This window comes from Embleya sp. NPDC025285 (genome assembly GCF_055558835.1).
Window position 1 is genome coordinate 1 of the sequence record NZ_JBVHLU010000130.1, and the last position, 25,113, is coordinate 25,113.

32 protein-coding genes are annotated in these 25,113 nt (G+C 71.8%); 18 read left to right on the plus strand and 14 right to left on the minus strand.

The window, feature by feature from the left end; translation table 11 throughout:
• Positions 1-118: 118 nt before the first annotated feature.
• From ACZ4FV_RS45975 to ACZ4FV_RS45990, 4 genes are all read right to left on the minus strand, one after another.
• Positions 119-1,576, minus strand: coding sequence for an SCO6881 family protein (locus ACZ4FV_RS45975; RefSeq protein WP_465326912.1), 1,458 nt, complete (start codon positions 1,574-1,576; stop codon positions 119-121).
• A 31-nt stretch (positions 1,577-1,607) separates the two neighbouring features.
• A complete protein-coding gene (locus ACZ4FV_RS45980) occupies positions 1,608-2,279 on the minus strand; it encodes a hypothetical protein (RefSeq protein ID WP_465326914.1) in 672 nt (223 codons plus the stop codon).
• Positions 2,279-2,587, minus strand: a complete 309-nt coding sequence (locus tag ACZ4FV_RS45985) for a DUF6112 family protein (protein WP_465326916.1) — start codon at positions 2,585-2,587, stop codon at positions 2,279-2,281. Before ACZ4FV_RS45985 ends, ACZ4FV_RS45980 begins: the two co-directional genes overlap by 1 nt.
• A gap of 86 nt (positions 2,588-2,673) precedes the next feature.
• Positions 2,674-3,906 (minus strand): C40 family peptidase, encoded by a 1,233-nt coding sequence (locus tag ACZ4FV_RS45990; RefSeq protein ID WP_465326917.1) that lies wholly within the window; start codon positions 3,904-3,906, stop codon positions 2,674-2,676.
• 515 nt (positions 3,907-4,421) lie between these two features.
• On the opposite strand from ACZ4FV_RS45990, the gene ACZ4FV_RS45995 reads away from it, so the two are divergent.
• The 18 genes from ACZ4FV_RS45995 to ACZ4FV_RS46080 all read left to right on the plus strand — a co-directional run bounded on the left by ACZ4FV_RS45995 (position 4,422) and on the right by ACZ4FV_RS46080 (position 17,371).
• Positions 4,422-5,147: a DNA-methyltransferase gene (locus ACZ4FV_RS45995; protein ID WP_465326919.1), complete on the plus strand. Its 726-nt coding sequence runs from the start codon at positions 4,422-4,424 to the stop codon at positions 5,145-5,147.
• Positions 5,148-5,239: 92 nt separating this feature from the next.
• A complete protein-coding gene (locus ACZ4FV_RS46000) occupies positions 5,240-5,881 on the plus strand; it encodes a DUF4913 domain-containing protein (RefSeq protein ID WP_465326920.1) in 642 nt (213 codons plus the stop codon).
• 13 nt (positions 5,882-5,894) lie between these two features.
• Positions 5,895-6,635: a hypothetical protein gene (locus ACZ4FV_RS46005; RefSeq protein WP_465326922.1), complete on the plus strand. Its 741-nt coding sequence runs from the start codon at positions 5,895-5,897 to the stop codon at positions 6,633-6,635.
• On the plus strand, positions 6,632-7,117 hold the full coding sequence (locus ACZ4FV_RS46010; protein WP_465326925.1) for a hypothetical protein: 486 nt from the start codon (positions 6,632-6,634) through the stop codon (positions 7,115-7,117). The genes ACZ4FV_RS46005 and ACZ4FV_RS46010 overlap by 4 nt, the downstream gene beginning before the upstream one ends.
• Before the next feature lie 38 nt (positions 7,118-7,155).
• Entirely contained in the window at positions 7,156-7,692 is a 537-nt protein-coding gene (locus ACZ4FV_RS46015) for a hypothetical protein (RefSeq protein ID WP_465326926.1), read from the plus strand.
• Positions 7,693-7,712: 20 nt separating this feature from the next.
• Positions 7,713-8,138: a hypothetical protein gene (locus ACZ4FV_RS46020; protein ID WP_465326928.1), complete on the plus strand. Its 426-nt coding sequence runs from the start codon at positions 7,713-7,715 to the stop codon at positions 8,136-8,138.
• A complete protein-coding gene (locus tag ACZ4FV_RS46025) occupies positions 8,135-8,980 on the plus strand; it encodes a relaxase/mobilization nuclease domain-containing protein (RefSeq protein WP_465326930.1) in 846 nt (281 codons plus the stop codon). The genes ACZ4FV_RS46020 and ACZ4FV_RS46025 overlap by 4 nt, the downstream gene beginning before the upstream one ends.
• A gap of 35 nt (positions 8,981-9,015) precedes the next feature.
• Positions 9,016-9,795: a winged helix-turn-helix transcriptional regulator gene (locus ACZ4FV_RS46030; protein ID WP_465326932.1), complete on the plus strand. Its 780-nt coding sequence runs from the start codon at positions 9,016-9,018 to the stop codon at positions 9,793-9,795.
• A gap of 274 nt (positions 9,796-10,069) precedes the next feature.
• Complete coding sequence (locus tag ACZ4FV_RS46035) at positions 10,070-10,930, plus strand: SPDY domain-containing protein (protein ID WP_465326934.1); 861 nt, start codon at positions 10,070-10,072, stop codon at positions 10,928-10,930.
• Positions 10,931-11,070: 140 nt separating this feature from the next.
• Entirely contained in the window at positions 11,071-11,907 is an 837-nt protein-coding gene (locus tag ACZ4FV_RS46040; RefSeq protein ID WP_465326936.1) for an SPDY domain-containing protein, read from the plus strand.
• Between the two features lie 238 nt (positions 11,908-12,145).
• A complete protein-coding gene (locus ACZ4FV_RS46045) occupies positions 12,146-12,577 on the plus strand; it encodes a hypothetical protein (protein ID WP_465326938.1) in 432 nt (143 codons plus the stop codon).
• Between the two features lie 40 nt (positions 12,578-12,617).
• On the plus strand, positions 12,618-13,505 hold the full coding sequence (locus ACZ4FV_RS46050) for an SPDY domain-containing protein (protein WP_465326941.1): 888 nt from the start codon (positions 12,618-12,620) through the stop codon (positions 13,503-13,505).
• 19 nt (positions 13,506-13,524) lie between these two features.
• Entirely contained in the window at positions 13,525-13,998 is a 474-nt protein-coding gene (locus tag ACZ4FV_RS46055) for a hypothetical protein (protein WP_465326943.1), read from the plus strand.
• 332 nt (positions 13,999-14,330) lie between these two features.
• Positions 14,331-14,774 (plus strand): hypothetical protein, encoded by a 444-nt coding sequence (locus tag ACZ4FV_RS46060; RefSeq protein WP_465326946.1) that lies wholly within the window; start codon positions 14,331-14,333, stop codon positions 14,772-14,774.
• Positions 14,775-14,808: 34 nt separating this feature from the next.
• Positions 14,809-15,840: a hypothetical protein gene (locus tag ACZ4FV_RS46065; RefSeq protein ID WP_465326948.1), complete on the plus strand. Its 1,032-nt coding sequence runs from the start codon at positions 14,809-14,811 to the stop codon at positions 15,838-15,840.
• A gap of 364 nt (positions 15,841-16,204) precedes the next feature.
• A complete protein-coding gene (locus ACZ4FV_RS46070) occupies positions 16,205-16,444 on the plus strand; it encodes a hypothetical protein (RefSeq protein WP_465326950.1) in 240 nt (79 codons plus the stop codon).
• Between the two features lie 66 nt (positions 16,445-16,510).
• The gene (locus tag ACZ4FV_RS46075) at positions 16,511-16,894 is read left to right on the plus strand and encodes an SPDY domain-containing protein (protein WP_465326952.1); all 384 of its coding nucleotides are present in this window, start codon (positions 16,511-16,513) and stop codon (positions 16,892-16,894) included.
• Positions 16,895-16,993: 99 nt separating this feature from the next.
• Entirely contained in the window at positions 16,994-17,371 is a 378-nt protein-coding gene (locus ACZ4FV_RS46080) for a hypothetical protein (RefSeq protein ID WP_465326954.1), read from the plus strand.
• Positions 17,372-17,606: 235 nt separating this feature from the next.
• Here the strand turns inward: ACZ4FV_RS46080 and ACZ4FV_RS46085 are convergent, their stop codons facing one another.
• From ACZ4FV_RS46085 to ACZ4FV_RS46130, 10 genes are all read right to left on the minus strand, one after another.
• Positions 17,607-17,774, minus strand: coding sequence for a hypothetical protein (locus ACZ4FV_RS46085; RefSeq protein WP_465326956.1), 168 nt, complete (start codon positions 17,772-17,774; stop codon positions 17,607-17,609).
• A gap of 292 nt (positions 17,775-18,066) precedes the next feature.
• Positions 18,067-18,456 carry a hypothetical protein gene (locus tag ACZ4FV_RS46090; RefSeq protein WP_465326958.1) on the minus strand — a complete coding sequence of 130 codons (390 nt, stop codon included), beginning with the start codon at positions 18,454-18,456 and terminating at the stop codon, positions 18,067-18,069.
• A 97-nt stretch (positions 18,457-18,553) separates the two neighbouring features.
• Positions 18,554-20,284: a relaxase/mobilization nuclease domain-containing protein gene (locus ACZ4FV_RS46095; protein WP_465326960.1), complete on the minus strand. Its 1,731-nt coding sequence runs from the start codon at positions 20,282-20,284 to the stop codon at positions 18,554-18,556.
• 3 nt (positions 20,285-20,287) lie between these two features.
• A complete protein-coding gene (gene mobC / locus ACZ4FV_RS46100) occupies positions 20,288-20,623 on the minus strand; it encodes a plasmid mobilization relaxosome protein MobC (RefSeq protein ID WP_465326961.1) in 336 nt (111 codons plus the stop codon).
• Positions 20,624-20,928: 305 nt separating this feature from the next.
• Entirely contained in the window at positions 20,929-21,153 is a 225-nt protein-coding gene (locus ACZ4FV_RS46105; RefSeq protein ID WP_465326963.1) for a hypothetical protein, read from the minus strand.
• A gap of 110 nt (positions 21,154-21,263) precedes the next feature.
• Complete coding sequence (locus ACZ4FV_RS46110; RefSeq protein WP_465326965.1) at positions 21,264-22,262, minus strand: DUF2637 domain-containing protein; 999 nt, start codon at positions 22,260-22,262, stop codon at positions 21,264-21,266.
• Positions 22,259-22,756, minus strand: a complete 498-nt coding sequence (locus ACZ4FV_RS46115; protein ID WP_465326967.1) for a WhiB family transcriptional regulator — start codon at positions 22,754-22,756, stop codon at positions 22,259-22,261. The genes ACZ4FV_RS46110 and ACZ4FV_RS46115 overlap by 4 nt, the downstream gene beginning before the upstream one ends.
• A 92-nt stretch (positions 22,757-22,848) precedes the next feature.
• Positions 22,849-23,547 (minus strand): ATP-binding protein, encoded by a 699-nt coding sequence (locus tag ACZ4FV_RS46120; protein WP_465326969.1) that lies wholly within the window; start codon positions 23,545-23,547, stop codon positions 22,849-22,851.
• The gene (locus tag ACZ4FV_RS46125; protein WP_465326970.1) at positions 23,544-24,623 is read right to left on the minus strand and encodes a hypothetical protein; all 1,080 of its coding nucleotides are present in this window, start codon (positions 24,621-24,623) and stop codon (positions 23,544-23,546) included. Before ACZ4FV_RS46125 ends, ACZ4FV_RS46120 begins: the two co-directional genes overlap by 4 nt.
• Complete coding sequence (locus ACZ4FV_RS46130) at positions 24,623-24,931, minus strand: hypothetical protein (protein WP_465326972.1); 309 nt, start codon at positions 24,929-24,931, stop codon at positions 24,623-24,625. Before ACZ4FV_RS46130 ends, ACZ4FV_RS46125 begins: the two co-directional genes overlap by 1 nt.
• Positions 24,932-25,113 lie beyond the last annotated feature (182 nt).

Below are 25,113 nucleotides of genomic sequence, written 5' to 3' on the forward strand. Positions count from 1 at the left end.
AGGTGGGGTGTGGGGGTGTGGGTTACGGCGGGGGGGGGGGGGGGGGCGCGCCGCCCCCCCCCCCCCCCCCCCCCCCCCCCCCCCCCCCCCCCCCCCCCCGAGCCTCGGAGCGGCCTGCTCAGCCGGTCGGCGGTTTCGCGGGGAAGACGAACCGGGTCGGCGTCGCCGATCCCTGCGGAGACGGACCCGCTCCCGTCGCCCCGTTCCGGGGCGCCGGTCCGGCCACCGTGGGCCCTCGGGGAGTGGGGGTCGCTCCGCCGGCGGCCGGTGGCGCCGTGACGGCGGGACTCGCCTGTCCGCTCGTGCCGCCGGATCCCGCGGGTGAAGCGGCACCCGAGGCTGCCTGCTCGGGCGGCTTCGCCGTGTGGGGCGCGTCCCCGGCGTTGCGGATCAGGGCCTGGCCTTGATCCCCGTCGCTTTGGGGCCGTCTGACGAGCGGAGTTCCTCGATCCCCGGTGCCCCCGGTCGGCGCACCGAACTTGAACGAGGTGGGCGCGCCCTGCCTGCCGGAGGACGGTGAACCGCCGCCCGATCCGCCGCTGGGGTCGATGCCGCTCTGGACGCCGTTCTTGCCCATGCCCGGGAACTTCGGCGGACCCTCGGGGGCTCCGCCTCCTGAGCCGCCCTTGCCCGTCGCCATGCCGGCGGCCTTCTTCGCGCCGGCCTTCGCGGTGGATAGTCCGGCCTTTGCGGAGCCGTGGAGGTCGGAGGCGCCGTTCTCGCCGGCCCAGTGCACGAACTTGTACGTGACCATCGGACAGAGCAAAACCAGGACGAGGATGACGATCCCGGCCATGACGTCGCTGAGGGCGGTGAGCCCATCCTGGGGATCGCTCTTTCCGAGCGCGGAGACGCCCAGCACGAACACCACGGTCATGAGCAGTTTCGAGACGACCAGGGCGGTGGTGGCTTCGATCCACCCTCGCCGCCATCTCTTCGCGCCTTCCCATCCGCCGCCCGATCCGGCGAACACGGCCAGCGTGACGAGGATGAGGATGGCGACCTTCCGGAACACCATCGTGGCCCAGTACAGAAAGGCGCCGATGGAGCAGCCCAGGGCCACGAGCGCGGCAACGGCCCAGCCCAACGGATAGATCTTCCCGAACGAACTGACCTGGATGATGCGCCGGAACGACGCCTCGATGCTGGTGTCCGCCGCCGCGAACAGCCCGGCGGACAGCGCGTCGACCACGGTCAGGGCGACGGTGGTCACCGAAATGGCGCCGAACATGAACGCGATGCCGACGACGGTTCCGCTGATCGCCTGGCCCAGGGCGTTCTCGTCGCGTCGGATCGCGGCCCGCACGAGTTGCATGCTGAGGCTCGCGACGATCATGACCAGCCCGATCGGCAGCAGCGTCTGATAGTTGTCGCGAAACCATCCGGCGTTCAGATCGACCATCGTGGTGGAGTCGACCGCGCGGACCGCCAGATCCGCCGCGCTTGAGGCCATCTCGCCCATCGACTTGGCGATCCACGCGCCGATCCCGTCGGTGATGGCCACACCGGTGGAACTGACCACGCCACCGACGGCATCGCAGACCTTGTCGACGAGGGGAACGTTGCAGACCCCCATGTCGGTACCTCCCTACTTCTCGGTCGTGGGGTCACGGGGCCACGTTGGGGGCGATGCCGATCAACGTGCAGTCCTGGTCGGGGCGGCACTGAACGGCAAGGCTCACCGCGCGCGATTCCGCCCCGGCGCCCGAGCCGTTCCAGGAGATCTGCTGCTTGCCGGACACGGTGACGACGTAGGCGTACGCCTCGGTGATGCGCCCCGGGTCGGCTTGCAGCGCCGAGGTGAACGAGGCGGGGATGTGGCCTTCGGCGACGGTGGCGGTCGCGTACTGTCCGCCGTCGCGCATGCGCGACCACAGCAGCGGGTCGGGCACGTGGGCGGCGATCGACTCCGGGTCCGCGTAACGTCGTTCGCGGGTGAGCCAGCTCTGCAGGGCCGCCAGGTGATCGTGCTGGGCAGTGGTGCGGGAGTCGTACGACCACAACTGTTGGGCGAACGCCCGCGCGTAGGCGACGGGATCGCTCGTGCGTGGTGGTGCGCCCGGAGCCGAGCCGGTGGTGGCGGGGCTGGGCTTGTTCTCAGTGGGCGCCGGGCCGTCGACGTGGTTGCGTGGGCCCGTGTGGGGTTTGTCGTCGGTGCGCAGGCTGTAGGCCAGGATGGCCGTGAGGATCATCAACAGCGTCAGGGCGAGGACGCCGAGGGTGATGCGGTAGCGCATGTCGCTGGGGACGGGCCCGATCTTGGGCTTGTGGGCGCTCATCACTTGATCTGCGTTCCGAGCGTGCTGAAGAAGCTGACGATCCCGTTCGCGCCTCCGAGCAACAGCGCGGCGGCGGCGCAGATCAAGACGCCCTTCTTGCCGCCGCTCTCCGCCTGGTGGTTGCCGGAATGCGAGCCCCACGCCCACACCACACCGGCCACCGCGAGGGCTGCGACGATGGCGATCAGCCCGAACATGTTGATCGAATTGACGACGTCCCGCAGGACGCTCAGACCCGGCAACCCGCCTTCCTTGGGTGTGACGCCGGGATCGTAGGCGAGGTCCTGGGGGATTTTGGGCAGCGTCACTCGAACTCCTGGCGTGGGTGCGAAAAACGGGTACGGGAAGGGCGCGGCCGTGAGACGGGGGCGCGGGATCGGTCGTTCGGTCGGAGTCAGCCGGTAACGCGACGGGCGGCCAGGATCTGGGACCGCCAGGAGGCGAGGGTCGCGATGCGAACCACGTCGCCCGTTTTCGGTGCGTTGACGATCAGTCCCGTGCCGATCACCATGCCCACGTGCTCGGGCACGGCAGCCGATCCCCGAGTGAACACCAGGTCGCCGGGCCTGAGTTCGGCAAGCGCGACCGGAACCCCCTCGGTGACCTGGGTGTACGTGGTGCGGGTGAGCGGAACCCCGGCGGAGGCGTAGGCGCGCTGCATCAAGCTGCTGCAGTCGCAGCGGCCCATCGGATCCGGGCCACGCGCATCGGCGCAGGTTCCGCCCCATTGGTAGGGGGTGCCGAGCTGGCCCAGCGCCCACCGGATCGCGGTCTGGACGGCGCGGGGCGCGTCGGTGGGGATCTGGTATCCCTCGGGCAGGGCCCCGGCGGGGATCTCCCCGAAACCCGACCCGTCCGCACCGTCGTCGCCTGCGCCGGTGGTGCGGCATCCGGCGAGACCGGCGCCGGCGGCCTTGGTGACCGGCGGCGCGGTCAGCCCCGGGTCGGGCTCGGTGCCCGGGGTGACCGTGCCGAGCCCGGGCGGCAGGGTGCCGGGGCCGGTGATCGGTGCGGCCGGGGCAGTCGGGGACGACTGACCGGCCGGCAGCACGGTCGTGATCGCCTGTTGCAGTGCGGTGGCGAGCGGTACCCACTGGTCGTACAGGGTGGGGTGATTCGAGATCTGCACGGCCTGTGACGCCTGACCGATGGTCATCTGCTCCCAGCCCTTGACGGCCTTGAGAGCCGTGTAGAACTTGGTCGAGGCGTAGATCGGATCCATGATCTGGGCCACGGTGCCCCAGCCCATCGAGGCCCTCTGCTGGAACAGGCCGACGCTGTCGAGGTCCCCGTACGGAACGTTGATGAGCCGGCTCTCCTGCATCGCCGTCGCGAGCGCGGCGATCTGCCCGCGAGGCGGGACCTTCAGGGCGACGCCGGTCGCGACGATGGTCATGGCGTTGGGGACCTGCTTGGCGGGATCGTGCAGGCCGGGCACGTTGATGTTGCCGGTCTGGCCGCCGAGGATCTGCTGCACGAGCTGGGTGACCGACGCCACGTCGCTCGCGCTTCCCTGCCCGGTCGTGCACTGGGCGGACGCGCTGCCCGACAAGGCGATCACGATCGGCGCGATCAGCATCAGAGGCGACAGGCCGATCGCGGCGATCAGCAGGGGCGCCTTCTTCACGCCGGGCCTTGAGGAGCCGATCCCGCCGGACCGGAAAGCGGTCCTTGGTATCGACGATCGGGTATTGCGTGGATGTTCATGCGGGCTCGATTCGCTGAGGCGTTTGTGACGGCTCCCCGGTTCGGGTCGCCGGTATGGGAGATATCGGTGCTCGTGCGTTGGCGAGTCGAATCCGAATCCCGGCAATTGCGCAACCGGGATGGGTGGCCGCCAATGTTCTCCACAGACCGCAGGGCCGGATTCCTCCGCCTGTCCTGCGGGGCATGACCGGAGATTAGACCCGGACGGCGACCGCGCAAAATAGGCGGCCTCCCGTTGCCGCCCGACCGGGTGGGGGAGGTATTACCTGGGCTACACGTGCGGTTCCACCTGCACAGATACCCCGAGCACGGTGAAGGATCGGTGATTTTGCGCGGTCGTCGGTCGGGTCTAGTCTCCGGATCCCGGCGGAGCGCTCGCGTTCGACGAGTGGCTTCGAATCGGGCCTTTTCCCCTCGCAAAGGACCGAATGCCCTATGCCCTATACCTTGCACCGAGGGGACGCCTTGAACGTCCTTTCGGGGCTCCCCGACGAGAGCGTGGACGCACTCGTCACCGACCCTCCATACAACAGTGGAGGGCGCACGAGTACGGAGAGGACCACGCGCAGCGCCCGATCGAAATACACGTCCGAAAAGGATGGTCTCCCGGATTTCGGCGACGAGAACAAGGACCAGCGCAGCTTCACCAGGTGGATGACGGAGATCCTGCGCGAGTCGTATCGGGTCACGGTCCCCACGGGCACCGCGATCGTGTTCATCGACTGGAGGCAGCTCCCGTCGCTCACGGACGCGATGCAGATGGCCGGGTGGACATGGCGCGGCGTCGCCGCCTGGCACAAGCCCGCGAGCCGGCCGCAGAAGGGCCGGATCAAGCAGTCCTGCGAGTTCATCGTGTGGGGCAGCAAGGGCGCAGTCGACGCCGCCCGCAATCCCGTATACCTGCCCGGGCTCTACACCGCGTCGCAGCCGCGTAAGGACCGCCTGCACATCACGCAGAAGCCGTTGTCGGTGATGCGTGAGCTGGTCACGTTGTGCCCGCCGGGAGGTGTCGTGCTGGATCCGTTCGCGGGGTCGGGCACGACCGGCGTCGCGGCCCTGATGGAAGGCCGACGGTTCATCGGCGTCGAGTACTCGGCGGAGTACGCGGACGTCGCCGAGGCGCGACTGGCCGAAGCCGCCCAGTACGAACTCGCCGCCTGACCACCACCACCGCCGGGCCGATCGGCCGTGCGCCGCTCGGCCCGGCCATCCCTCGCGGGTGACCGCGAATTCCCCCACAGGACGAGGAGTTCATGTCCGACGTCACTCCCGACACCTCCCCGCCGGACCTCGTGCCCGGCCGTTTCGACGCGTTCGACCGCGAGGACCTGCTCGCGCACGTGGCCATGCTGGAGGCACGCTCGGCCGACCAACGCGATCTCATCGACCGCCTGGCCGAAGGCATCGAGGCGACCCGCATCGCCGACACAGCGCCCGCGGGCGCCGCTCCCCCCGCGGAGGACGAGCCCCGACGCTCGCTCTACCTTCTCGCGTTCGACGAGCCGCAACAGGCCGCCGAAGTGGAGGCGATGACTCCCTGGATCGAGGACTTGATGCGCACCACATACGGGCGCGAGGTCTCCACGGCCCGGCCCTGGTGCACCCGCTGGGCCGAGCACAGCGAGGCGTTGGTGGTATTCCACAGCCTGTGGCTGGCGTTCCAGCAGCACACGGACGCCGAGACCGGCGGCTTGGCGGGCCCGGCCGTATGGCACCGGGATTTCCTGTGGCCCATTCTCGCCCAGATGCGAGCCCCGGACGGGCCGTTCGCCGCGTGCATGACGCACCCGGACCGGCCCAACCACCGACTGCTGCCCCCGCCGCCACCGGCCGTCCCCCGAGACGTCGTCGCCCCTGCGGCGCGGCTCGTCGCCGAGCTTTCCGCCGCCGCCTGATCCCGGGAGAGCCATGTACGAGTTCGACCTGTACCCCGATTGGCAACCGGCGCCGCCCACCACCGACGACGAGCACGAGGATCTGCAGAGCCTGTCCGGCGACTGGCTCCTCGTCGGCCGGTGCGGCTCCGACCACGACGGTCACGAGTGGCTCGTCCTGTACGACGAGGCCGCGCCGTGGGGCACCGCCTGCGGCGACGACCTGGTCGCGGTGCACCTGGAACGCAATCGCACGAGCATGACCTACACCGTCGACTGGGCCACCTTCCCCACCTTCGCCTCCGCAGAGGGGTGGTTGGTCACCCGGGGCGCCGCCCACGCTGCCCTGAAGCGCACATCCGAGTTCCTCGTGCCGGGCGACGACCTCACCCGTGCGATCGAAGAGCGAATCCGACGCGAGTTCGCGCGCTATCACCGCGTGTACTCGTCGGTGGACCACATGGGCGAAGCCTCGCGCGTGGTCTTCGAGGACGTGGCGGCCACGGACCCGGGGCGCGCTTTCGTGGCGCACGTCGAATACCGGAACGGCCTCGACACCTACGCGGTCCGCGAGGCGCGGTTCGCCACGCTGGATGCCGCGAGACTGTGGGCCGAAGACCACGCCCCCCGCGACACGACCCCCGCGCACGATCAGGACTCCGTGGCGGCGGCCCGCTCGCACTCGCAGGCGCTCGCCCCGACCGCGCCCACGGTCGCAAGCCCGGCCCACGCGTCGTCGACTACCACCTCGTCGAGTCCGGCGAGGTCGCGGTGAGCCCGGGGGAGTTCGTCCGCTACGGGTTCACCGCCCACCGCGAGGCGATCGAGGACCTCGAACGCCTGCCTCGCCCGGTACGCCGGGACGCGTTGCTGCTGCTGCACGAGGTGATGCAGGGACGCCTCGGCGGGATTCCGCTGGATGCGCGCCCCGAACGGGACCTCTCCGACTGCCGCAAGCTCTACGTGGACGCCCACCAGGACTGGCGGCTGGTCTACCGCGACACACCGACCGCGTGGAACTCGCCCGTCGAGCGCGACATCGTCCTGATCGCGGTCGGACGCCGCGCGGACTACGCCGTCTACGAGACCGCCGCACGACGCCTGGGCCGTGGCGTCGGCGAGCAAGCGACTTCGCCGACCGCGACTGTGACGGCAGCCCGTTCACGCTCGACCCTCACGCTGCCACCCACACCCGGCCCCAGCTTCGGGGCCCCCACGGCGGCGACTCCGGCCCGTTCCGCCGCCCGGCGCCGCTGACACGTTCCGCCGTTCCCCGAGAAAGGGCTCCGTTGCGCATGCCGACACCACCCGCCGCCCAAGCCCCCGACGAGAGCGCGCGACCTCTGGGGGAGGCGATGGTCGCCGACCTCTTGGGCCCCGGCGAGACCTACACCGACCTCCCGAGCCGGCACCGTCCCGACAGCCCGGAGGCGATGCTCGCCCAACTCGTCACCTCCGCCGTGTGGGAACTCGACTCCGTGCACGAGGCACTGCGCGGCGAGGCCCGCAAGAGCGCGGAACTGCTGGCGCTCGTCGCGGCGGGCGACATCCTCGCGCCGCACCGGCTGAACGAAGCGGCCAAGGAGGTCCAGGGCCTCGCGGTGTGCGTCCTGCAACACCGCAACCACCTTGCCCGGCTGGTGACCGCCTACCGCCGATCGGTTCCGGTCCCGCAGCCGACGCCTTCGAGGCAGGCTGCTGCGCCGCGAGAACGGTTCACCCGGTCGCCGGCCTCCAAGCACCGGGTCGAAGCCGGCGCGCCCGCCACCTTGCCCGCACCGGTGCACACCGACGCCTGCCCCACCCCGACCTGGCGTTCTGCCGGTCGATGACCACCTCCAGGGAGCGCTCCATGACCGAACCGACCGCGACTCCTACGACCCCCACAGCCCCACGTCGCCGGCGCCTGGTCGGCGAGACCCGCAGCCGCGGGGTGTCCGTGAAGATGACGCCGACCGCCTACGAAACCATCCGCGTGGCCGCCGACGCCCACCGACTGGGGGTCGCCGCCTTCGTTGCGGAGGCCGGACTGGCGATGGCGCTGGCCGGCACACCCCTCGCGTTCGCCGACGACCATCCCGCCCGAGTGTTGGTGCTAGACCTGGACCCGGTCGTGCGCAAAGTCGCGGACATCCGCGCCGCCTGCGAGGTGCTCGCGGATACCGCCGAGCGCGACGGGGATCCCCAGGCCACCACGAGCCGGTCGCTCGCGGTGGTGCGCGCAGCACGCGAGACGGTCGCCCTGGCCGATCGCCTGGTCGAGCGGCACGCCGCGTGATCGCCCGCCTGTCGACGGGCAACGACACCCGCGCACTCCTGAAGTATCTCTACGGCCCCGGCCGCGTCGACGAGCACACCGACGCGCACCTGGTCACCGCGTGGAACCCCGCCGTCGCCCCCGACCCCGGCCGCGACCCCGACACGTCCCCTGCCGCGCTGGCCAGACACCTGGACGCGTACGTGACGATGACCGCCCACGAACGAGGCACCAGGCCGCCGAACCACGTGTGGCACTGTTCGCTGCGCGCCGCCCCGCAGGACCGGCACCTGGACGACACCACCTGGGCCCATATCGCGCGGCGCCTGGTCGCGGCCACGGGCGTGGGGCCCGACGGCGACGATCGCGCCTGCCGCTGGATTGCCGTCCGCCACGCCGACGACCACATCCACATCGTCGCCACCACCGTGCGCCTGGACGGCCGACGCGCGAAATGCTGGCGGGACGCCCTTCGCGCTCAGCGGCAGTGCAGGGCGCTCGAACAGGAACTGGGCCTGCGTCGCCTCGACGGCGAAACCCGCCCGCCCGGATCGATGCCCACCGCAGCGGAACTGCACAAAGCCCGCCGGCACGGCCGTGACACCACCACCCGGGAGCGGCTGTGCGCCGCCGCCCGCGCGGCGCTGGACGGTGCCGCCGACGAGGACGAGTACTTCGCGCGACTCACCGCGGCGGGTGTCCTCGTCCATCGGCGCATCGCCCCCGACGGCGACGTGCAGGGCTATGCCCTCGCCTTCCCCGAGGACACCAACGCCCAGGGCCAACCCATCCGATTCTCCGGTCGCACCCTCGCCCGCGACCTGTCCCTGCCCCGTGTGCGCGAACACTGCGCCGCCGCATGACCGCCCCCAGCGCCCCGACGTCCAGGAGAGTTCCCATGGCCACCACCACCGCCCCGCCCCGCGCCGGAACCGATCTCGTCGCCCGCACCCGCGTGGCCGTCGACCGGCTGTCACCGCGCTGGACGATGTGGACCCTGCACATGCTCCGCGGCGGCCCGCGCACCTCCGGGCAGATCGCAAAGGCCATGCCGTGGATCAGCCAGCCCACGATGTCCCTGCGCATGAGCGCGATGGCCCAACCCAAGAAGGCCCTGATCGCGCCGGTGATCAACGCCCGACGCGGCACCTACGCCCTCACCGGGCGCGGCGCGAACGTGGAACCCGTCCAGCGCGCGCTCGCCGCGTGGGGCCGAGCGAACCTGCCCGAACCCGAGCCCACCGCCGCAGCCGAGTACGAGGAAAAGGCCGTTCGCGTGTTGCGGCCACCGCACGCCGCGCCCATCCTCAACCTCCTTCGTGACGGGCGACACCGCACGATCGGCGAGATCGACACCGTCCTGCCCGACGGGCTCTCGGCCACCGCCGTCCACTTCGCCGTGACCCAGCTCCTGACGTCGCGAGTCGTCATCCGCTCCCACGCCCGAAGCCACGCGCTCTACACCCTCACCGACAGCGGCCACGAACTCGTGGGCATCGCCGACTCCCTCGCCCGATGGGCCGGCCACATTCCCGGCGACACCGCGTCCCGGGCACCGCTTCCGGCCCTGGCCCGGACGCGACAGCCGATTCCCGCCGTCGTCTTCTCCCACCCGGACGGCCCCGTCCCCACCTCGCCGACCGTGGCCGCCGCCCGCCCGGCAGTCGTCCGCCGCTGACCACGCCGCAGCCCCGCCCCTCCCGGTCGGCACCCAAGCGCCCCATCGGAGAACCCTTGCCCCCGAACCGAACCCGCGCCACGACTGCGCGGGAACGCCACGATCCGCCTACCGGCCGCACCCGGCCGGCCCCCGAAACGCGGCGTTTGCACCCAACCGCCGACCCTTGCCCACCCTTTGCCCACGCCTTGCCCGACGCCGGAACCCTCCTCGGGCCACCCTCGGCGCGCACCACGTCGCGCCGGCGCGCGACCACCCCTGAGGTGACGTACCGGTGACTCCCGAAGAGCTGGACGCGCTCACCGCGGCCGACGACTTGGCCGAACTGTTCGTCGCCCCGCGCCACCTGGCCGGTGGCGGCATGGAACCGGACATCGCGCTCCGGCCACTGCACGACGCGGGATTCTCCGTGCACCACGACGACATCGGCAATGCATACCTCGACTCCCCGTGCCGACGCGTGCGAGTGGCGTGGACGCCCGAGGGCGAGGACATCGGCACCTGGCACATCACCGCCTCGTCGCTGCCGATGCACCTACCGCAGTGGAAGTTCGTTGCCGACCAGGACATCCCCTTCGAGGCCGTCGCCGCCCTGACCACAACGTTGGCCGCCGACCTCACAGCCGGCCGAGACGACTTCCTGTGGCCCCCGCTGGGTGCCACCCCCGGTTGGTATCCGCTGGTGCAGGCCGGTTGGGAGGACGCAGTCGGCCCGGGACACGGCACGTTCACCGCACCCGACGGCCAGGCCCGCCTCGTCTGCACACGTGAACCCCTGTCCTACGCCGGGGAGATGTCCGGCGGAACGAAGGCATGGGAGCTGAGCGTGGGCACCGGACGCGTCGTCGACTACGCCACGTTCACCGCCGGCACACCACCACAGTTGATTGCCGCGTTCACCGGGGCGCTCGCCGATCCCACACCGGTCGTGCGCAACCGACATCACCTGCGCAAACGCAACCTCGTCCATTTGAATGCCACGCCCGTCCTCCTCGATCGACCCGCGCTGGATCCGCGCGCCCAGGCGGCCCGAGCACGCACGACCGGCGGCACCGCACACCCCGCATCGACCGCGCCCACCGTCGCGGGCACGGCGAACACCCCGGCCGCCCTCGCGAGCCGACGATCGCGCTGACCACACGCGGACACCCCCTTGCCGCGCTCGTTCGACCCGCGAGCCGAACAGCCCCCGCGACTGGCGTCTCCACCACCCCGACGCGAGCAGGCACGCGAGAGTTCGCCCGGCTCGGACCGATTCACGGCAAGGAGCTTCCCGTGTACGAATACGCCGACATTTCGATGGTGTTGGAGGAACACGTCGAGTGCGAGGCGTGGATCTCCCCCCGCTACCTGGCGGGAACAGGCGACCACACCGACGCGATCTTCCGCGATCTCGACGAGCGCGGCTGGACGTGCTCGTTCGGTGGCCACTCCGGCAACCGGGCGACCAGCCCTTGCGAGCGGGTCGACGTCACCTTCCGTCCTCGTCCCGACGAGGAGGACTGGGAGTGGAAGATCCACGTCGACATCGGCACGAGGCGCGCGTGGCGGGCCCTGTTCGGGCACGAGACCCCGCAGGAACTCGTCGGCGCCGTCGTCGACGCCGTGGCGCGGGAAATAGCGGGTACCCGACACGAGCCGCGATCAGCGGGCGTCGCCTTCACCGACGCTCTCAACCGGGCGGATTGGCGCCTGGCCACCGACGAGCATCTCGCGTTGACCGCGACCGCCCCGGACGGCCTGGTAGCGCTCGCCCACACCCGGACGTCCCGGGGCCCGCGCCAGAGCGACTGGACGTGGCACGTGTGCGCGGGCGACGACGAAGTCGTCTGGGCCGGGCGCTTGACCGCCCTGACGCCCCAGTTCGTGATCACAGCCATGACCGAGGCCCTCACCGATCCGACGCCGGTACTGCGCGAGGCCCGATGGCTGCCGAACGACGCCCTGCACCTGATCAAGGTCCGCCCCTCCCACTGGGTGCCCACCGCAGCGGCAGTCGTGTCCCCGGCCCTGGCCGACGCACCCCGCGGGCCCAGCGGCCTCACGACCGCCTCTGCAGCCCTCACCCCACGGCACAACGCGCACAACCCCTCGACACACACCCGCCGTTGAGTCCTCTCGATGTGCCTCGCCGATCCCGCCGACCACGAGGCGCCTTCCCGCCTGCCACCCAGGTCTCCCGCTCACACCCGTCCGACACTGCCACCCGCCGATCACGCCGCCAAGACCGCTGCGTCGCCGAGCGGGACACCAACCCCTCACCGCCTTCGGAGTCGCGATGCCCCCCGAACACCCCCGAACGATCTGGCTCACCGATCTCGCCGGTCTGCCCTCCTCGCTGCGAGTCGCGGTGCTGGCCGCCATGGATTGCGTGCACGAAGACGTGGCCAACGGCGACAACTTCTCGACGGCCGTCGCAAGAGTCGGCGCGAACGTCTGCATGGCCCACCAAATCGACGACACGTACGCCGCCGCCATCGAGATCGAGGTGGTGCGGCGGGTGGTGGCCATCGGCGGCGCCATCCCGCCACCGCTCACCGCCATGCCCGACGCTCGGATCGTCGAGGACATCGACAGCCTTCCCCATGTGCTCCAGAGCGCCCTCGTGCTCACCGCTTGCAAGGCCATGAGAGGCGAGCAAACGCGCTTCGATGTTCTGGCCGGCTATGTCCTGAGCGCGCAGCGTGCACCGTTCATGGGGACGACCGGCCTCGCACAGTTGCCGGAACGCGCGGGAATCACCCGCCGGGCACAACCGGCACCCACCCCGCGCAGTCGCTGACCGGCGCCCTTCACCCCAGCGAATCCGCGACAGGAGCCTCATGTATTTCCACGACATTGCGGACTGGCTCGAAGAGACACCCAACCGGAAGCTGATGGTCGCGCCGCGATACCTCGCCGGTACGGACGAGCAGTTCCAGGCGATCGAGCCCTTGGCCGCGCGTCACGGCTGGATCCGGGCGGGCGACGAGTTCGGAGGCGAGTATCTGGCCAGTCCCTGCCGTCGCGTCCAGCTCGCGCATCGACCGCAACACGGGCGGGACTTCACCTGGCAGATCGCCGCCTCCGCTCGACCATTGGGCGACCTCATCTGGCAGGCGGAGTTCCAGCCGCAGGTCCCGGACGAGATCGTGATCGCGTTCACCGAAGCGCTCGCCCGAGACGTCGCCTCCGGCAGCGACCGTTTCATCACCGGGCCCACGCTGCCGGGCATCGCCTACGGCCCGTTGCTGGCGGCCGGGTGGACACCCGCCGTCAACGACCGTCTCGGTCTGCTGGGCAACGGCCCCCGCGTCATCACCGCGGACGACAACCTTGCCCGGCTCACCCACCAGGGCCACCTCCCCGACGACACCTGGACGACTCGGGACCGCCGGTGCCATTGGGAGTTGCGCGGCGGTCACCCCGACTGGGGGCCCACGTGGCGGGCCACCTTCGCGGGAGCCATCCCCACCCACCTGATCGCCGCCGTCACCACGGAGCTGACCGACCCGCGACCGGTCCCCCGCAGAGTCTGCCAACTTCCCTCCCAGAACCGGACGTTCCTGCGAGTGATGCCCGCCGAGTGGCTCCCGACGCCGGGGGTCGTTCACGCCGCCCAAACCCGCACCACGGCCGCGACACCGCGCACTCCGGCCGGCACAGCCCCGACCGCGGCCATTCCCCACCGGACCACCCAGGCCGCGCCCGGACTCACCGCGCACCACTGACCATCGAAGAAGGAACCGTATGGATCGCCCCACCCTCGACAGCATCGACCACCTCCTGGTCAAGAGCCTGGGACGCCCCGCCACCGACCTGATCGCCGAATACCACCGGACAACACCCACCGACCCGGTCGTCGCCACCATCGTCGAGTGGTACTGCGAGCTGGAGGAGACCGAGACCCGTATCGCCGCCGCGCGCACCGACCTGGTCCAGCGGCTGGGGAAGGACGGCTACTTCACCGACGACCACGCCCTGTACATCGCCGACAATGCGACCCGCATGCACACCCTGACCGTGCGACGCAACGAGATCGGCAACGCGCTCGGCCGCCTGGTTGCCTTCCCGCTCGTCTATCGGGACCGCGTCACGGACACTCCTGCCGAACACCGCCCCGCGCACCTGCGGACCCATACCGGCGCTCCCGCTTCACCCACGTCCACGCCCCGCGCCGACGCGGTCTCGCCCGCGAACTCGATCAAGGGGCCGCGCAGGTAGGCCCGATTGCCGCCACACCCGGCGCCGGCCGACGGCCCAGGCTCGCCATCGACTTGAGCCCAACAGCGGATGGCGACGCAGGCCCACCTCGCCGCCCCACCACCCACCGTCACCGGCGACAGCGCGCTTGCGAGCAGCCGAGACCGACGCCCCTCTGCGCCTCCCGAGCCCGCGCGACCTGCCCCCGGACACCGACACGGCTCCCGGGAAGGCCGCGGACCACCGAACGGAGCCCTCCCATTCCGAGCCCCGAAGACACACCCGCCGCCGACCCCATCGCCGACCCCGGATCCCGACAGGTCGTCACCAAACTCGGCGCCCCTCCCCGAGACTTGCGCCGCAACTTCCCCGAAGGCAGTCCCCACTACATCCTGTCCGGCCTCCTGATCGACGCCGTGCGGCATCTCGACGACCTGCACGCGGACTTCCGGACCACCGCACTCTGGGCGGCTCGTGACCTCGAACGGGTCGCGGCACACAAGCCCGCCATGATCAATTCCACCGGGGTTCTGCAGTCCCGCGCCCTGAAGATCGACATCCTGGCTGCCCGCATCTACGACGCGAGGGAACACCTCGACGAACTGATCGGCGCCTATCAAGACCTCGGTTCACTCTTGCCGGCACGGCCCGAGCAGCACCCGCAGGCACGCCGAGCCGCGGCTGCAAAAGCACGCTCCGACGCGCCGGCGACCACCCAGAGCGCGAGGGGGACCGCAGATCCGAAGCCGCCCGCCCCTGGCGCCACCTCGCCCGGCACGCCTTCGCGCCGACGCTGACCGGCATCTGTTTGTCTTCGCCACGGGAGGGCTCTTGTTCCCGCTCCGGGGATACGACACCGACTACACCGACCTGCACTACGTCGCACCCAACGGACGCAGGATGATCTCGCTCGACGCCTGCCTGACACATCATTTCGGCGGACGGGACGCCGTGATACTGCCCGGCAGACACGGCGACCGGGTGCTCTTCGACGGCCGACACCTCCAGCCCGGCGACCGCGTGCACATCGCCCGCTTCGCGAACCACGGCTTCAACGGGATCCTCGCGGCCTGCTCCACCGCAGACGGTCGCCACGGCGCTCACATCCCTCTCGACCGGCTCGCCGCCCTTCCCACCGACACGAAGGTTCGGCAGTTCGCCGCGCTCGCGGAACCCCGCAACCCCGCCGTCCGGCACGGCCGACCGGTCATCGACATCAGGATCACGCACCGCGACGACACCCGATACGTGGCCATCACCCCAGGCGTCGACCTGGGCCAGCGCCTGGTCACCGCCGGACACACCCACACCGAACCCGTTCCCGGCGAGCCGTCGGCCACCGCCGAGGTCGAGTTCGCCCGCGCCCTCGCCGCTCGCTACCTGGTCGACTCGCCCGTCCCCCTCGCCTTCCACCTGCCACTGCGGCGCGCGGAACACGAACGCCAACGGGCCGCGATCGACTCCCCGGCGCGCATCCGCGCCCGCGCATCCGCACTGAATCCCGCACAGGCCCGCGCCCTCGCCGCCGTCGCCCACGGCGGCGTTGTCGTCCGCGAAGGCACCGCGGGCATCGACAACCCGCCCAACGTCCGCCTCACCGCCCCCACGTACCGCATCCTGCGCGCAAGCGGCCTGGTCGAACCCACCGACAGGCCCCTACGTGCCGGACACGAGATCCGTCTCACCCCCGCCGGCGAACAGATCCACGCACACCTCCACGCGAACACGACACCCTCACCTGCGCAGGCGCGCGCCGTGACCCGTCGCAGCACCGCGGCCCGCGCCCCCATCACGCCGCACGACCCGGACAGGCCGCGCACCGACCGCGACCCGATCTCGGCCCCCACACGACGCACGCGTTGACGCCGCACCACATCCGCCAGGCCACCAACTCCCGAGCCCCGCACGGCGATTCGCCGAGCGGGGCTCGACCCTTTTCCACCCCCGCGCCCGGCGCCACGGCAAGTTCGCCCACGGCAGACGCCAACGAGTGGAGACCCATCCGCAAGGGATGTCAACGTAGGGACCCGGGAACAACCTCCCGGCGAAACCCCAGATCAGCGACGGTTTCCCGTATCGGAATCAGCCGCGAACAATCCCTTGGCGACCCCGTAGAGCGCCGCCATCGCCGCGACCGCCCGCACGACCGCTTCCGCGTCGTGCCAAGGCCCTCCACCGCCGCCACGCGGCCGGCCACCCCAGCCATCACCGCCTCGAAGGGACGTTCATGCCTCAAGCCGCCTACCCCTGCAAGCTCACCTGCCGCGCCTGCGCGGGCTCCGGGTACCGCACCGAGTACGAGTTCGTCGGCCTGGTGCTCCACGAGTTCGAGAGCGACCACGTGTGCGACGTCTGCCTCAACAGCCGCTGCGCCGACTGCGCCAGGTGCCGACGCGAACGCCGGGAACGGGACGAGGCGTACCACGCGTTCCTCTCCCTCCTCGGACGCGTCCCCGACCGGACCTGAGCCCGGGCGCACCGCGCAGCCCTGCCTGACCTGCGTCCTTCGCCACGCACGGAACGAGGAACCGTAGTGACCCTGACCCTGATTCCGAGCCCCGCCACCCGCGCGCGTCCCACGTTCGCCCCCGAGGACGACACCGAACCGAGCGGGCCGTGGCTGCTCGGCGCGGGAACCCCTTTCCCCGTACTCGACCAGCTCGTCGCCGCCGGCTGGAGCATCGTCGTCGACCACCGCGCCGACTACCACTGCGCCTCGCCCGACGGCCGCGTCTACGTCGGCTACCTCGACGAGTACCCCCACGCCGCCCCGGGCGAGCTGTGGCACATCGTCGTGGAGGGCACCGCCGACCTGACCGGATGGACCCAGACCTTCGGTCGCGACGTCCCCTCCGAGGTGGTCGCCGGGTTCGTCGAAGCCCTTCTCGCCAACCCCGACCGCCCCAACCCCCTCTGAGACCTCACCGCTTCGGAAGGACACCACCTGAAACCGACACCGCTCACCCCCGCACAGCACTCCGCGCGTGAACTGCCCTTCCCCGCCCGCCTGCGAACGGTGTCCGCCGAGGCGTACGACGCCATCCGCAGCCTCACGATCATCGCCGCCGACGGCCCGTGGACCGTGGTGCACGACGATCACGACGAACGCCACGCCGCCTTGCGGATCATCGACGCCCACGGTCGCATCGTCGCCTCCACCACCGTGTGTCTGCACCTCGGCCCCGACGAGCTGCCGGCCGCCGAGGTCGACGCCGCCCTCCTCGCCGGCGCCCGTACCTTCATCCCCGCGCTGCTGGCCGAGATCGCCGACCTCTCCCACCGCCTCGACCTGGCCCTCGCCCCGGCCCTCACGCCGGTGCCGCCCGGCAGGACCATGCGGCCGAGACGCGGCCTGCGGCTTGTCCTGCAACGACTGTCGACCCGCTTGGGCTGACGTAGGTCCCCCCTCGCCACGTTCCTCCCCCTGCGGGTACATCCGTGGGGGTGGCCCGGGGCCGATCCATGATCCGACGAAGCACGCGAGAGCCGCAGACCCGGAACGGGCGTCTGCGGCTTTCGCGCGTTCCCGACCCCGGCACGGGCCGGACGACCGTGCACGGGACGGACGAGGCGCCGCAGTCCCCGACCGGGAGCACCCGGTCGGGGACTGCGGCGCCTCTTCTCGGGACCTAGTCTTGCTCGTCGTCCTCCGGCTTGGTCTCGTTGCGGCCGGCGGCCTCAAGGGCGCGGTCGGCGAATCCCGATTGAGCAGTGGGGCTGTCGGGGTCTCGGTCGGCCGCCCGCGCGATGCGGTCGGCGGCGTCACCGGTCATGGGGGTGGGGTCATTGCGGCCCATGGCGATCCTCCGGTGGGCATGAGGAACGGGGCCCCGGATCGCGCGCGTCTCGGGCCGCCGAAACGGTCCTTGCGCTGCCGGCCGTGGTGCCGGCCTGCGCGGGCGACGGGGCGTCGCCGCCTCACTGACGCACGTCCGGTGCGTCGGAGGTCCCTCTGTCCTAATGACCACTCGCCGTGTGCCGAAGGCACAGCCGGAGGTGGTGAGCCGAGTCGAAATCATCGGCCCGACCCCTGCCTTCCAGCGTAGAGCCGGCACGGGGCATCGTCCATGGACCGGCAGGGTCGGCGGGTTAGAGGTACAGGCCCTTGAAGGTGCCGTCGTAGCCGAGGCTGACGATGGCCTCGTCGTACGTGTTCCAGAAGCGGTCGGGGGGCCCGAGGGTGATGTCGTCGAAGTCGGCGATGTCGAGGTCGGGTTCGAGCCATTGGTGTGCGCAGCGGCAGCGGATCCACACGGTGGCGCCTTGGCGCACCACGAGCCAGTCGCGGCGGGCGTCGCAGGAGGGGCAGCGGACCTGGATTCCGGTCACGCGCAGCTCGTCGGGGTGTTCCGTGCAGTGGACCAGCTCGGCGGGGTCGTAGGCGTCCGCCTGCGGCATGGGGTGCAGGTTGGGGATCTGCTGCTCGCCGAACGCCGAGTCGGCGTTCGCGGACCAGGGGTCGGGGTCAGGTGGGTGCAAGGTGCTCCTCGGTGGTCGGGTGGACATCACCATGGACCACGTTCCGGAAGGAAGTCCAGAGTGTCGAGGAGCACCCCGCAGGGGACGTTTACACGGATCAGCGGCGGTGCTCACGCCGTCGTGTGTCAGCCGCCTGGCTCGGGGCCATCGGGGCGGACGGCCGGGGGTCGACGGAGATGGTTCGCGGTTGTCCACCGGTTCGGCGTCGCGGCGTGGTGGGCAGGTTGCCCAGGCGTCGAAGACGCCAGACGAGGACACCGGCGACGTCGTCGGCGGACCCGAGTTCGCGTTCCGCGACGGCTGCGGCCAAGAGGGTGTGGGCGTCGTGGCCGGCGTGTTCGGCTTGGGCGAGGGTGGCGGCCAGGGCGGCGCGTCCGGAGTCATCCAGGAGTTGCGCGGTCGCCTCCGGCAGGACCGTGCGCAGGGTGTCGGCGTGGTGTTCGCGGACGGCCGGGGGCAGGGCTCGGCCTGCGGTGCGCATGGCGCGCATCGGGCGTGCCGAGGCGGCCAGGTATGCGGCGCGCAGGTGTTCGGCGCTGACGCGGGCTGCTGCGGCCTGTTGGGCGTGCCCGCGGGCCGAGTGCCAGCGCACGGCGGCAAGGACGACCGCGACCAGGGTGCAGAGCACCATCGCGGTGGCCCCGCCGTCTTCACCGCGTCCAGTCGTGGTGCCGGCGTGGACGAGTTCGCGGGCGATGCGTCGTAGGGCCTGTCGGTCGGCGCGTGCGGCGCGGACGTGGCTGCGGCTCGCCCGCTCGAAATACGCGGCTGCCTCTCGCAGTTCGTTGCGCACGTCTGCGGAGGACGTCTGGGACAGGGCGTCGAGGAGCGCTCCGACGCCTTCCAGGTGGGCAGCGGCGGCGCCGTCGTCGTCTTGGGCCAGGATCAGGAGGGTGCGCTCGACGACGAAGGTCGCGTCGCGTCGGGCCTGAGCGGGTCGAGGACGCGGGGAGGGTGGGGCGATGCGTCGTCGGTCGGTGGGCGTGGCGTCGCCGAGGCGGGCACGGATGCGGGGCAGGGAGAGGTCGGGGGCGAGTTTCCCGCCGCCGAATCGGATGGGTTGGCCTGCGGCGTTGCGGTCGCCGGGGAGCGCGACGCTGTAGCCGGTGACGTCGCCCGAGGTCGCGGTCCACTTGTTCACTCGTAGGCCGGCCTCGGTGAGCCGGTCGAAGAACTCGGCCTCGTCGGCCGCGCCCGCCACGGCTCGGCGCACGGCTTCGCGCAGGAGTTCACGCGAGGTTGCTTCCTGCCCGCGTCGTTCCGCTTTGAACCGCTCGGCGCTGGTGGGTCGGGGTGCTGCAGTGCGGTCGCCGGGGTTGAGAATGCGCAGGCCGAATTCGGCTTCGATCTTGCGGCATTCGGCTTGGGCGTTGATGCGTTCGTTGTGGCGTCGGGGTCTGCGTCCGTCCTGACGGACGAGGGTGGCGACGAGGTGGATGTGGTCGTCCGCGTGGCGCACCGCGATCCAGCGGCACGCCTGGTCGTCGCCGATGGGGGCGATGTTGGTGGCGTGCATGATGCGGCGCGCGACCTGGGCCCACTCGTCGTCGGACAGGACGCGGTCGCCGGGGGCGGTGCGTACCGGGCAGTGCCACACGTGGGCATCGGGACGCCGGGTGGTGTCCAGTGCCGTCACGGGGAGGTCGAGCCGGTCGGTGAGTTGGGCGAGTGTGGCGGTGGGGTCGCGGCCAGGGTCGGGGGCGAGACCGTCCTGCCAGGACGCGACTATGTGCGGGTCGTCGTGTTCGTCGCGCTTTCCGGGGCCGTAGAGGTAGGCGAGCAGTCCGTGCGTTCGCGTGCCGGGTTTCTTGCCGATGTCGGGGACCATCGCTCACCGCCGGGCCACGGCCAGTGCCGCGTCTTCGAGGCGGGCCACGGCCGCGCGCACGGCCGCGAGAGTGTCGGTCACCGCGGTTGGGGTGCCGCCGGAGTTGAGGACGCGCGCTATCTGGTTGACGTTGTTGGCGACGCGCGCCATCTGCGCGCCTGCGGTCATCAACTCTTGGACCAGGGCTCGCTGGTCGGCGATGGTGGCGTGGGCGGTGTCGGCGTCGCGGGCGACGGTGACGGCTGCTGTGGCGATGAATCCGGCGACGGTCATGCGGGTCAGGTCGGCGGCGTACTCGATGGCTGCGAGTTCGTCGTGGCTCAGACGGACGCTGCGCACGCGGTCGCGGTGCGCGTTCTGGCGCAGACGGCGACGTGCGAGCGGTGAACGGGCTTCGGCTTCGTCGGCGGGCTCGTCGTCTGGGTCGAGATCTTCCCCCCGCACGTGGCCGCCTTCGGTCGCGTGCTCCCCGCCGGCCGCCCCCCGGCGCGCGGCGTCTCCCGCCCCCTCGGGGGCGGGTCCTTTGGAAACTCCTCGTCGGCCATTGGCCGGCGTGGAGTTTCCAAAGGGACAGCTTGCTCGGGCAACGCCCGTAAGGTTTTGACCTGCAGAAATAGGGCCTTTAGTCCGATCCGGGGCGGCGTTCACGCCGCCTCCCGGCGCGCTTCGCGGCGGGCCTGCGACTGCACGTCGGCGATGAAGCCGCGCGCCTGCTCGACGCCGTCGAGGACGAGCGGCGCACTGTCGGGGGTGCGCGCGACGATCCAGGTCCCGGCGGGGCCCCGGACGGCGGTGTGCAGGCGGTCGCAGGCCAGAAGGGTGATCAGCCAGGCGTCGATCTCGTCGCGCGTGGTGGGGGCGTCGGTCATGCGGTTCCTTCGGTCTCGGTGACGGGGCGGGGCGGGGCCGGGCGAGGGCGCGGCGGGTGTCCGGACGCGTTGTCCGGCGCGGACACCCGCCGCGTGGATGCCGGGGTCGGTCAGCCGGGGTCGGCCGCCGCTGCCTCTCCCGGTGGGGATTTCAGCGCGCGCATCAGGTCGGTCAGTCGCGCGTTGGACAGCGGGAGACCCTGTCCCCGGATGGCGTCGGCGACCACCGACCGGGTTGTCCGACCGGCCTCGGACACCGCTTGCCGTGCGAGCGCGAGGTGGTGTGGGTCGAGCGGTGCCGGGTCGGTGACCGGGCGGGGTCGCCGGGTGTCCGGGGTGGGCGCACCGCCGGTCGGTGGGTGACCGGCGCCGGTGTGACCGGGGGTGTCCCGGGGCTGTCCGCGCAGGTCACGACCTCGGTCGGTGTCGGGGTCGGTGCTGTCCCGGTCGCGTTGGTGCCCGCCGGTGGGCTGTCCTGCGGAGGGTGTCCGGGAGGGGTGGGCCACTGTCCCGGTGGTGTCCGCGAGCACGGTGGCGACCCGGGTGGGTCCGACCCCTGCCGCGACCGGGGTCGGCGGTGTCCCGGTCGGGTGGGTCGACCCGGGCAGGTGACCCGGGGAGGGGTGGGTCGGTGTCCGGGTGTCCGCGAGGGTCGCCGGCCGGTCGGTGGGGTGGGCTCGGCGGGCGATGAGGATGTACAGGTGGACCGCGCCGGCCAGGGCGAGTGGTGCGAGGGTGGACAGGACGCCGACGGTCGAGTCGCCCAGCCGCAGGCCCTCGCCACCGGTGGGGTCGCCCTGCTGGTTGCGGCGGACGGCGTGCAGGGCGTTGGCCCAGATGCTGGCGGCGGTGGCGGACAGGAAGAGCGCCCACGTGTAGACCCGGGCGGCCAGCGGCGCGTCGCGCAGGACCAGGAGTGCTCGGACGCCGTAGCCGATGAAGCCGTCGATCAGCAGGGGGAACAGCGCGGTGAGGTGGCCGCGCACGTGGATCGCGACGGCCATCTGCCGCAGTGCGTCGTAGCTCAGGGCGAAGCCCACGCTGCCGAGCAGGACGATCGCGACACGGTCCCAGGTGGTGACGCGGGCTGGGATCGCGGGAGTGGTCACGCGGCCTCGCTGTGGGGTATGGCCGCCCGGGCGGCGTTGCGGCCCTCGCGGATCAGGCGGGTCAGGCGCGAGGGGTCGACGTCGAGCAGGAGGGCCAGGCGTTCGCGGGAGATGCCGATGGTGTCCCCTTCGTAGGCGACGGCGCGTCGTTCGTGCGCGGTCAGGTGGATGCGCTGGCCGGCCAGAGTGGCGGCGACGCGGTCCGGGTCGAGGCGCCGGGTGCGCTGGGCGCGCGCCTTGCGGCGTTCGTCCTCGGTGAGGCCGCCCTGGACGCCGTGGAAGTCGCCGGTCTCCAGGGAGGCGTCGAGGCAGTCGGTGCGCACGGGGCACCAGCGGCAGATCGCCTGTGCGGCGGCGATGCGCTCGGTCTGGGCGGGAGCCGGGTACCACAGGTCGGGGTCCTCGTGGCCTCGGCAGGCGGCGTCTTGCCGCCAGGTGTGGTCACCGAGGCTGCGGAAGACCGGGGCGTGGGGGTGCTGCGCAGTGATCGACATGAGGGTGTGCTCCATTCCCCCGGTCGTCCCGGACGCGGACGACGGGGTTGTGCCGGTCGTGGGGTCGTAGGCGCCCGGCCGGGGCGCGGCGTTCAGGCGCTGTGCCGAAGTTCGGCCTTGAGGCGGCGGCGATCCGGTCCGCTGATCAGGACGCGGACGGTCATCTCGGTGAGTCGGGAGGCGACGCGGTCGCCCAGCTGCGGGCCGAGTTCGGCCGGCTTGAGGTTCGAGGTGATGACCGTCGGCATCCGGCGTTCGTACCGGTGGGTGATCAGGCGGTACATCACGTCGTCGCTCCACGGGGTGACCTTTGCGGCGGCGCCGAGGTCGTCGAGCAGGAGCAGTGGGCTGCGCATCAGCCGCAGGACCGCTCCCTCGGCGTCGTGGCCGTCGCGGACCCGGGTGCGGGCCTGCATCTCTACGGCGTTGATGGCCGTCCAGCCCATGCCGCATCCGCTGGCGACGAGGCGGCGGATGGCCCCGTACGCCTGATGGGTCTTGCCGCGTCCGGTGAGGCCGACCAGGTGCAGGGTGGGCCCGGTGGTGATCCGGCGCATGCCGGAGGGGCCCGGTGTCGTGGCGGCCAGGACCTCGTCGATCCAGGCGAGGACGTCGGGGTGTTCGGGTTCGGCGGCGGCGTACAGGTCGGGGATGCGCAGGGCTGCGGCGCGCATCGCCTCGGCGCGGGCGTCCTCGACCTCGGTGTCGGGGGCGTCGGTGTCGATGCGCCGGTCGGCGAGGATGCGCAGCATCCGCAGCACATGCCGGTCGGGGGTGCGGGGCTCGGTCACATGTCCTCCCAGTAGCCGGATTCGTCGGTGGGCTCGGTCCAGGGGCGGTATCCGCCCGGGTCGCCCGTGGGCGGGTTGAGGACCTCGTTGACCAGGCTGGGCAAGGTGCTCGGGTTCAGCGCCTTGGCCCGCAGGCGCTCCAGAGCGGTACGAAGGGTGTGGGGGTCGTGGCCTTCGCCGAGGAGGGTGCGTATCTCCTTGCCCAAGTGCCCCAGGAAGCCTTCCGGCGGGCGTTGCGCACACCGGGAGACGTACTCGCCGAGCAGGACCCCGGTGCTCACGGTGTCGCCGGAGGCGCGTGCCGGGTGGTCGGCGGGTTCTTGCGCCGCGAGGGCGACCGTGTGTGGTGCGGGCGCCGTGCGCCCCCCGGAGGGAGGTCCTAGGTCCCAGGTCCCAGGTCCAGGCGCCGAGGGCTCCGGGAGGGCTCGGGGAGCCCTCGGGGAGTCCTCGTGGAGTGCTGGGGGAGAGTTCGGAGAGGGCCCCCCGAGTGGGGCTTGACCTGCGGGTTCGCCGGATCCGGCGGTCGGGGCGTGAGGAACCGGCCCGGGTTGGGCGCAAGGTTCGACCGGCAGGGGGGCCGTCGTCGGGGCGTCGGGTCGAGGGCTCGGCGCGATCGCGCGAGGGGCGGGCGAGGGGTCGGGGAGGGCTCGCCGAGGGCTCGGCGAAGCCTCGGCGAGGGTGTGCGGGTGCGCGCACGGGCCCTTGCATCGCGAGCAGCGCTGCGTGGGCTGGTGCACCGGGCAGGACGGCCAGTGAGGGGCGCCGGGCTTGTCGATCTTCTGGTGCTCGGCCCAGTTGGTGACGTGCAGGTAGGGCTTGCCGTCGCATCCGAAGTAGCGGCAGATCACGCCGACGGCGGCGAGCTGGCGCAGGTCGTCGGCGACGTCCTGGGTGGAGTGCTGATCGCCGCGCACGGCCCAGATCCGGCCGTGGAGGAGGGAAGGGTTGTCGCGGAAGCGGCCGTAGTCGTCGGCCTGCGGCCAGAGGCCGGCGAAGGTGCGCTCGGCGGAGAGGGACACCATCGCGAGCGTGTCGCTCTCGAAAAACTCGGGCTTGATCGTGCGGATACGCGCCATCAGCAGCCCCTCGATATCGAGGCGTCGACCAGGTGCCCCGTGGCGATGTCGTAGACGTGCGGGACGTCCCACCGGGCGGCGGGGAAGCGCGTGCCCAGCCAGCGGCCCAGCGTGATCGCGTCGGGCGCGGGCAGGATGACGGGTCGGCCCCGGTCGTCGAGGGCGGTGGCCAGGTACCGGCCACTGGGGGTGCGGTGGGCGCGGATGCGGGCGACCCCGGGGGCGAGCCGGCGGATGCTGTCCGCCAGGAGCGCGGTGGCGGCGTCGTCGAGCGTGTGGCGCTCGGGTGCGCGGGAGGTGTCGGACATGCGAGAATCCCCGAATCTGGTGGAGCAGCCCGGTGCTCGTCGAAAAGTGACCGGGTCTGCCGGGTGGTGAATGTCGGACCGTGGGTCCGGGCGCGGGGGGGGGGGGGGGGGGGGGGGGGGGGGGGGGGGGGGGGGGGGGGGGGGGGGGGGGGGGGGGGGGGGGGGGGGGGGGGGGGGGGGGG